A 3411-nucleotide genomic window follows, 5' to 3' on the forward strand; every position below is an offset into this window, starting at 1 on the left:
TCAACTCCCCCGAAGGCCGCTATGAGCTCGTGCCTCGTGGGAATGTCGATGCCCATGTAGCAGGGATACCTTATCGGCGGCGAGGCTATTCTGACGTGTACCTCCCTCGCGCCGGCCTTCCTGAGCATCGCGACGATTCTCTTCATCGTCGTGCCCCTGACTATGGAATCGTCCACCAGAACGACCCTCTTCCCGGCCACGACTTCCCTAACAGGCGAGAGCTTGAGCTTAACCTTCAGCTCGCGGTTGAACTGGCCCGGCGTTATGAAGGTCCTCCCGATGTAGCGGTTCTTTATCAGGCCTTCGGCGTAGGGAATTCCGCTCTCCTGCGAGAAACCTAAGGCGGAGGCCCTTCCGGAGTCGGGAACCGCTATGACGACGTCTCCCTCGGCCGGACTTTCGCGAGCCAGCTCCCTGCCCATCCTAACCCTCGCACCGTAGACGCTCGTCCCATCAAGAACGCTGTCCGGCCTCGCGAAGTAGATGTACTCAAAAACGCAGTGGTGGTGGCTTTCCTCCGCGAGAACCCTGCTCTCAACGCCGTTTTCCGAGAGAAGGAAGACCTCCCCCGGCTTCACGTCCCTCGTCTCCTCCACGAAGAGCCTCAATGCCGAATCCTCGCTCGCGAAGTAGTGGCCATCTCCTGTTCCATAGCTCAGGGGCCTGAAACCAACGGGGTCCCTCACCACGAGGATTTTGCCGTCGAATAGGAAGGCAACGGAGTAAGCGCCTTTAACCTCGTTTAAAACGGCCTTCATGGCCTCGAACTCGTCCCCCGTCTCGTGGAGATGCCAGAGAAACGAAATCCCGAGAAGTTCGGAGTCAACCGAGTGGCGGAACCTGACGCCGAGCTTTTCATACCTCTCTCGGAGGGGTCTAAAGTTGGTGAGCGTCCCGTTGTGCGCCACCGCGATTCTCATTCCACAGCACTCCGTTTCCAAGGGCTGGGTCTCGTTGAGCGAGCCCGAGGTGGAGTAGCGGACGTGGGCTATGGCGAGGTTTGACTTCAGTTTTGCGAGCTCCTTTCCCCTGAAGACGTCGGTGACGAGACCGAGACCGGAAACCGTTCTTATCCTGCCCCGCCAGACGCTTATTCCCGCGCTCTCCTGTCCGCGGTGCTGGAGGGCGAGCAGAGCGTAGTATGCCTTCTTTGCTGAGTTCTCTGAGAGCGTTGCAAAGATTCCGCACTTCTCCCGCATCCCCACCACCAGTTGCCATTGGGATGTCAATAGCCTTCAAGCACTCCGGCTTGGTTTAAATCCTCGTGCTTAAAAACTTTGCCCAGTTTTTGACAATAATAAGGCAAAATAACCCTTAAAAACGAGCAAGTTTTACACAAAAATGGTGATTCCGATGGAGGTTTACGAGGGCAAGGCCAAGAAGGTGATTCCCCTCGATGATGATAAGGTCATTCTCGAGTTCAAGGACGATGCAACAGCCTTCGACGGCAAGAAGAAGGCCCAGTTCAAGGGTAAGGGCTGGCTCAACGCCCAGATTAGCGCCCTTCTCTTCAAGGTTCTTGAGGAGAGCGGAGTCAAGACCCACTTCATAGGCGTCGCCGGTGACAACAGGCTCATCGTTGAGAGGCTCAGGATGTACCCCCTTGAGGTTGTCGTCAGGAACGTCGTCGCAGGAAGTTTAAAGAAGCGCCTCCCTCTCGAGGAAGGAACCGAACTTCCGGAGCCGATAGTTGAGCTCTACTACAAGGACGACGGCCTCGGCGACCCGATGATTAACCGATACCACGCCAAGGTTCTGGGCATAGGTGAGGACGAGGTTCGGGAGATGGAGAGAATCGCCCTCAAGGTGAACGAGGTTCTCAGGAAGTACTTCGCCGAGCGCGGGATAATTCTGGTTGACTTCAAGCTCGAGTTCGGAAGGAACAAGAGGGGCGAGATAGTCCTCGGGGACGAGATTAGCCCCGACACATGCCGCTTCTGGGACGCCGAAACGAGGGAGAGCCTCGACAAGGACGTCTTCCGCTTTGACAAGGGCGACCTGATTTCAGCCTACGAGAGGCTCTACGAGAGGCTCACGGGCGAAACTCCGAATCGTAGGTGATTAGCACCGTGTAGCAACCTTTCTCGTCCTCCTCTATTTTTATCCTCCTCAGCCGGATTCCGTAGGTTTTAACAGCCTCTTCCACGATACCCGGAAGCTCCTCGATGAAGGCCTTTCTCCTCACGGTAAGCTCCATACCAGCACCTGAAAAACAAAGGGTCTGGGAGATTAAAGCTTTATCCCGTAGTTCTCGACCCTAATCGATGGTTCCTCCGTAACGACCCCAAGCTCAAAGCTCTCGTAATGCTTGGTGAGGATTTCCAGAGCTTCTTCCTTCTCCTCCGGAGGAACAATTGCGACGAAGCCGACACCCATGTTGAAGACCCGGAACATCTCCTCTAGAGGAACGCCGTTATCATGGATGAGCCTGAATATTCCCTCAATCGGGGGCATCTCGATGGAGAAGCCGTAGTTCGTGAGGCGCTTGAGGTTCGTGAGTCCACCACCGGTTATGTGGGCCAGGCCGTGAACCTCAACGCCCTCTATAAGCTCAAGAACCGCCCTCACGTAAATCCTCGTTGGTTCCAAAAGCCACTCCCAGAGCTTCCTGCCATCGTATTCGTAGTCGAGGCCGTACTTCGGAATGAGGAGCTTCCTCGCCAGGGTCAGGCCGTTTGAGTGGATTCCCGAGCTCGAAATTCCTATTACAGCGTCGCCGGGCTTTATCTTCTCGCCAGTGATTACCTTTCCCTTCTCGACGATTCCGATGGCAGTTCCCGCCAAATCGAAGCCGTTTACGAGGTCGGGCATCACGGCAGTTTCCCCGCCGACTATCGCTATCCCGGCCTGCTCCGCTCCAGCGTAGAGGCCCTTCGCTATCTCCCCAAAGACTCTCTCGTCCGGCTCGCGAACGGCGAGGTAGTCAACTAACGCTACCGGCTCAGCCCCAACGCAGAGCAGGTCGTTCACGTTCATCGCTATCATGTCTATCCCTATCGTGTCGAACTTGCCAACCGCTTCCGCGACGAGAACCTTTGTTCCAACGCCGTCTGTCGTCATGGCGAGGTAAAATTTCCCGAAGTCAAGCAAAGCGGAGTAGTGGCCGAGGTTTTCCGCGGGCTCCCCGGGCTTTCCCCTCCTGAACCTGAACGTCTCCCTCGCGAGGTTTATTATGCTTCTCAAAGCCCTAGCAGTTTTCTCGTCGTCAACTCCGGCCTGGGCGTAGGTCAGCATGAGCATCACCGGTGGAAGTTCCGCAGAGGACTTAAAAAGTTTGCCATTTTTTTGCCAAAAAATGCTTAAATATCTGGAATTTTTAACATTAAAACGTCAAAACCTGCCAGGGGTGGTGGCTGTGATTAAGCCCCGCGATGAACTTGGAACTGCCATGACGGATTCCGCTCAGAAGAT

At 55.4% G+C, this 3411-nt stretch carries 4 protein-coding genes; 1 reads left to right on the plus strand and 3 read right to left on the minus strand.

All coding sequences use genetic code 11. The annotated features are described in order from the left end of the window. Positions 1-1199: amidophosphoribosyltransferase (gene purF, locus MVK46_RS01925; RefSeq protein WP_297534872.1), on the minus strand; the 1199-nt coding region annotated here is incomplete at its 3' end. Between the two features lie 154 nt (positions 1200-1353). Between purF and purC the strand changes: the two genes are divergently transcribed. After that, positions 1354-2061 carry a phosphoribosylaminoimidazolesuccinocarboxamide synthase gene (gene purC, locus MVK46_RS01930; RefSeq protein ID WP_297534868.1) on the plus strand — a complete coding sequence of 236 codons (708 nt, stop codon included), beginning with the start codon at positions 1354-1356 and terminating at the stop codon, positions 2059-2061. On the opposite strand, the gene MVK46_RS01935 is transcribed toward purC, so the two are convergent. Together MVK46_RS01935 and purM are read right to left on the minus strand one after the other, a co-directional pair. Beyond that, positions 2033-2197, minus strand: coding sequence for a hypothetical protein (locus tag MVK46_RS01935; protein ID WP_297534870.1), 165 nt, complete (start codon positions 2195-2197; stop codon positions 2033-2035). The two genes, purC and MVK46_RS01935, sit on opposite strands and share 29 nt — an antisense overlap. Before the next feature lie 32 nt (positions 2198-2229). Next, entirely contained in the window at positions 2230-3234 is a 1005-nt protein-coding gene (gene purM, locus MVK46_RS01940) for a phosphoribosylformylglycinamidine cyclo-ligase (RefSeq protein WP_297534874.1), read from the minus strand. Positions 3235-3411 lie beyond the last annotated feature (177 nt).

It is taken from the genome of Thermococcus sp., assembly GCF_027066465.1.
GTDB lineage: Archaea > Methanobacteriota_B > Thermococci > Thermococcales > Thermococcaceae > Thermococcus.